The organism is Xanthobacter sp. BG11Y11_SDJG, assembly GCF_057364445.1.
Genome location: NZ_JBNFNU010000376.1, coordinates 1 through 4,146, shown reverse-complemented (window position 1 = coordinate 4,146; position 4,146 = coordinate 1). Strand labels below are relative to the sequence as shown.

General features: G+C 70.6%; 7 protein-coding genes and 1 pseudogene. 2 read left to right on the top strand and 6 right to left on the bottom strand.

Translation table 11 applies throughout. From position 1 onward, the window contains the following. The 6 genes and pseudogenes from AC2W7M_RS21055 to AC2W7M_RS21030 all read right to left on the bottom strand — a co-directional run. Window positions 1-250, bottom strand: a 250-nt coding sequence (locus tag AC2W7M_RS21055) for a lipopolysaccharide assembly protein LapA domain-containing protein (protein ID WP_486134637.1), incomplete at its 3' end; no start/stop codon positions are given. A 4-nt stretch (window positions 251-254) separates the two neighbouring features. Then, window positions 255-539 (bottom strand): integration host factor subunit beta, encoded by a 285-nt coding sequence (gene ihfB, locus AC2W7M_RS21050; RefSeq protein ID WP_121622447.1) that lies wholly within the window; start codon window positions 537-539, stop codon window positions 255-257. 119 nt (window positions 540-658) lie between these two features. Next, on the bottom strand, window positions 659-1,630 hold the full coding sequence (gene sppA / locus AC2W7M_RS21045; protein WP_486134636.1) for a signal peptide peptidase SppA: 972 nt from the start codon (window positions 1,628-1,630) through the stop codon (window positions 659-661). A gap of 162 nt (window positions 1,631-1,792) precedes the next feature. Further along, window positions 1,793-1,966 (bottom strand): NUDIX hydrolase, encoded by a 174-nt coding sequence (locus AC2W7M_RS21040; RefSeq protein ID WP_486134639.1) that lies wholly within the window; start codon window positions 1,964-1,966, stop codon window positions 1,793-1,795. Between the two features lie 101 nt (window positions 1,967-2,067). Beyond that, a pseudogene (locus AC2W7M_RS21035) lies at window positions 2,068-2,172 on the bottom strand (NUDIX domain-containing protein); the annotation flags it as partial. A gap of 228 nt (window positions 2,173-2,400) precedes the next feature. After that, a complete protein-coding gene (locus AC2W7M_RS21030; RefSeq protein WP_486134634.1) occupies window positions 2,401-3,015 on the bottom strand; it encodes a glutathione S-transferase family protein in 615 nt (204 codons plus the stop codon). A 241-nt stretch (window positions 3,016-3,256) separates the two neighbouring features. Here AC2W7M_RS21030 and AC2W7M_RS21025 point away from each other — a divergent pair, with 241 nt between their 5' ends. Both AC2W7M_RS21025 and AC2W7M_RS21020 read left to right on the top strand, forming a co-directional pair. Then, on the top strand, window positions 3,257-3,454 hold the full coding sequence (locus AC2W7M_RS21025) for a hypothetical protein (RefSeq protein ID WP_486134633.1): 198 nt from the start codon (window positions 3,257-3,259) through the stop codon (window positions 3,452-3,454). Next, window positions 3,429-4,146, top strand: a 718-nt coding sequence (locus tag AC2W7M_RS21020; RefSeq protein ID WP_486134631.1) for an alpha-hydroxy acid oxidase, incomplete at its 3' end; no start/stop codon positions are given. The genes AC2W7M_RS21025 and AC2W7M_RS21020, both read left to right, overlap by 26 nt.

The following is a 4,146-nucleotide window of genomic DNA, read 5'->3' as shown; positions in this document are numbered from 1 at the left end:
CGCGCCGCGCGAGGCGCGCCGCGCGGCGGAAGCGGCCCTGGCGGACCCAGGTGACGACCCCGCCCAGCACCACGCCGGCGATCAGGGCGGCGAAGATCACCGCGAACAGCGGCACCGTGACGGAGAAGGCTGGCGAAGCCGGATTGAACGGATCGAGCGAGACGGTCACGGGCTTGCGGTTCGCCACCGCCAGCGCCACGCCGAGGATGGAGAGGGGAACGACGATCAGGAGGGAGAGGAGGCGACCCACCGGTTCACCGCCCGTCGTTGAGACGCTCGCGCATCTCCTTGCCGGTCTTGAAATAGGGCACGCTCTTCTCGCTCACCTCGACCTGCTTGCCGGTGCGCGGGTTGCGGCCGACCCGGGCGTCGCGCTTCTTCACCGAGAAGGCGCCGAAGCCGCGCAGCTCCACGCGGTCGCCTCGCTCCAGAGCGGAGACGATCTGCTCCAGGATGGCGTTGACGATGTTCTCGACGTCGCGCTGATAGAGGTGGGGGTTGGCTTCCGCGATCTTCTGGACCAGTTCGGACTTGATCATGACGGCTTCGTCTCCCCCGGAATCGATGAAGAGCGCCGCCGACCTCCGATACCAGCGCTCGCCCGGCGAGGGACGGAGCAGATAAGCGGGCCGGAATTCAGGCGGTTCTCAAGCACCGTTCACCTGTCGATTTGAGGGTGCCAGAGGGCCAATAGGCCGTCAAGCTGAGCCCGCTCCAGCGCAGCGCCGGTGGCCTGCGACAGGATGGCCCCGAGCTGGGGCAGGCCGAGCGCGCCGGCAAGGCCGCCGATGGCGCCGGAGAGCCAGCCGAATTCGCTGCTGCGCTGCCCGGTGCGCCAGGTGCGCACTTTGAGGTCCTCGGACACGCCCTTCTCGCGGGCAAGCCAGGCGCGCGCCGTGGTCTCGTCGCCCAATTCGTCCACCAGCTGCAGGCCAAGGCCCTGGTGGCCGGTGAACACGCGCCCGTCCGCGACGGTGGCGAGCTGGGCGTCGGTGAGCTTGCGCCGGGCGGCCACCAGGCCCTTGAACCAGCCATAGGTGTCCACCACCAAGGCGTCGATGGCGGCGCGCGCCTCGGGCGAGGTGGGGGTATAGCCGTTGGGGGCGGCCTTCAGCGGCGAGGACTTGATGTCCTCCACCGCGATGCCGACGTTCTTCAGCAGCTCGTAGACGTTGGGAAACTGGTAGATCACGCCCACCGAGCCCACCAGGGCATTGCGCCGGGCGACGATGTGGTCGGCGCCGATGGCGGCGATGTAGCCGCCGGAGGCCGCCAGGCCCTCCACCACGGCTACCACGGGCTTCTTCTTGGCGAGGCGCTGGAGCGCGTCGAACAGCTGCTCGGCGCCGGTGACGGTGCCGCCGGGGCTGTCGATGGACACGATCACCGCCGAGGCGCCCGACTCGGCGATGTCGTCGAGCATCTCCACCCGCTCGCGGTCGTTGCGGATCACGCCGCCGATCACGACCCGCGCCACGTGCGGCGACGAGGCGGAAATGGAGCGTCCGGCGATGGCCGAGACGGCCACCGCCAGCGCCGCCACGGCGGCGAGCACGCCGAGCGTGCGCCAGAAGGTGACTTTGCGCCGGAGGCGGCGGCGTTCGACGATCTGATCGGCGTCGAGGGACATGGCGGAAACTCCAGACGGCGCCCCCGGAACCGCAGCCCTCCCGGCCCGATGCCGGGTTGGGTGCGGCGGCGGCGCCGCGCGGTGCGGACTTAAGCGGGCGGACCCGCCCTTGGCAAGCGCAGGCCGAGCCGTTGGTGCGGCGGCGCGGCCTTTCGCAGCCCCTCACCACATGTCGGAGACCGGCGCGCGGCCCTCCCGCTCGGCGATGCGCCGCAGGGTCGCGGGGGAGATGTCCTGCGGCAGCGCGTCGGGCGGGAAGAATTCGGCGGCGAGGATCTCGAGATTGCGCGCCGGGCGCGGGCCGATGGCGATGCGCCCGGCGCGGAACAGCACCACATGATCCCTCCCGCGACGCGCGGATTGAAGAACACGCCCGCCATCACCAGCGGCTCCTCGGCCTCCACGTTCGCCTCCTCCCTCAATTCGCGCCGGGCGGCATCGGCGGCGGTCTCGCCGAAATCGACGCCGCCGCCGGGCAGGTGCCAGCCCGGCAGATAGGAGTGGCGCACCAGAAGGAGGCGGCCGGCGGCGTCCTGCGCCATGACGCGCACGCCGAGCGTCATGCCGTGGCGCACCCGGCGGATGAGAGGAATGAGCCCGAGCATGGGGTGAGCTTAGCCCATCGTGCGCCCGGGCACAGGCGCCCTGCGCGGGATCGCGCGGGAAGCCCAAACGGGGACGCCCAAACCGGGGAGTCCGAAAGGGCGCGCCCGAACGCGGGATCGGCGTGCCGGCACCGATGCGCCGGCCGAAAAGCGCCGCCTCCCGCCTCAGCCCGTCGCGCTCGCGAGCGCCGCGGCTTCGATCTCCTTCGCACGCAGGAAGGCGGGGCGCGTGGTGAGGCGCTCCACATAAGCCGACATGGCGGGGGTGGGTGTGATCACCTTGAGCAGGCCGATGCCGAACCAGAGGTCGGAGCCCAGCATCACGTCGGCGGCCGTGAACTGCTCGCCCAGGAGATAGGGGCCGGGCTGCAGCGCCGCGTCCACCACCTCCATGACGAGGTCGAAGCTGCCCCAGCCGGCGCTGGACTTGGGCAGGTTCATGCCCATCATCTTCTGCACGAAGGCCGGTTCCATGCAGCCGGCCGAGAAGAAGAGATAGTGCAGGTAGCGCCCGCGCGCGGGGTCGTCCAGCGCCGGGGCGAGGCGCGCCTGGGGCACCTTGTCGGCCACATAGGCGCAGATGGCGCCGCTCTCGGCGACCCGCACCTGACCGTCGGTCAGCGCCGGCACCTTGCCCATGGGATTGATGGCGCGAAAGGCCGCCGTGTCCTGGCCGCCGGCGCGGATGTCCACCCGTTCGCGCTCATAGGGAATGCCCGCCTCTTCCAGCAGCCACAGCACGCGAAGGGCCCGCGTATGGGGCGCCCAATAGAGCTTCACCGGCAATCTCCCTGGCCTATGCTGGGCGGAACATAAAGCGAACATGCTAGCCTGTCCAGCCCCGCTTCTGCGTTAAACGCGGCCGGCGGGGACGCCTCCTCTCCCCTGCCCCCGTCTGCGGCTCGCCTAGAAATTGGGCGCCAATCCCGTTGACAGGTTTGTCTGACAATCTTAACGTAAATATATTCAAGCTGTAGCCTCTTTGCAGGCTCCAGCTCTTGCTTTCTTGCTCAAGGCTCCCATGGCAACGCTGGACAGCCCCCAAACCGTCGCCGAGCTGTTCCAGCGCGCCAGCGCCATGCTCGACGCGCCGGTCTGGGACTATCTCATCGGCGGCGCCGAATCCGAGACCAGCCTCTGCCGCAACCGCCTCGCGCTCGACAGCCTCGCCTTTGCCGAGGGTTCTGCGCGACGTGTCCCGCATCGATCTCGGTGCTGATTTTCTCGGCACGCCCGTCGCCCTGCCGGCGTTCCTGGCGCCGGTGGGCTCGCTGCGCCTGTTCGATCCCGAGGCCGCGGTCGCCTGTGCCCGCGCCGCGGCAGCCGCGCGCATCCCCATGTTCATGAGCATCATGGCCCAGCCGACCCTGGAGCAGGTGCGCGCTTCGGCCCCCGACGCGATCCTGGTGCTCCAGCTCTATATGCGCGGCGGGCGCGCGTGGCTGGAGGAAACCGTGGCGCGCGCCGAGGCCGCCGGCTGCGCCGCCCTCTGCCTCACCGTGGACGCCGCCGTCTACGGCCGGCGCGAGCGCGACCTCGTCAACCGCTATTCGTCCGCAAAGGCGGTGGACCGGGCCAATCTCGGCGACCGCAAGGACCAGCAGATCGCCGCCGAGCAGGCGCTGCTGACCTGGGACACCGTCGCCTGGCTCAAGGCGCGGACCCGCCTGCCCCTCATCGTCAAGGGCATCCTCGATGCCGAGGACGCGCGCCTGTGCGTCGCGCACGGGGTGGACGCGGTCTATGCCTCCAACCACGGCGGGCGCCAATTGGACCACGCGGTGGCCGCGCTCGACCAGCTGGGCGAGATCGCCGAGGCGGTGGCGGGCCGCGCCCGCCTGTTCGTCGACGGCGGCTTCCTGCGCGGCACCGACATCGCCAAGGCGCGGGGCGCTGGGCGCCGACCTCGTC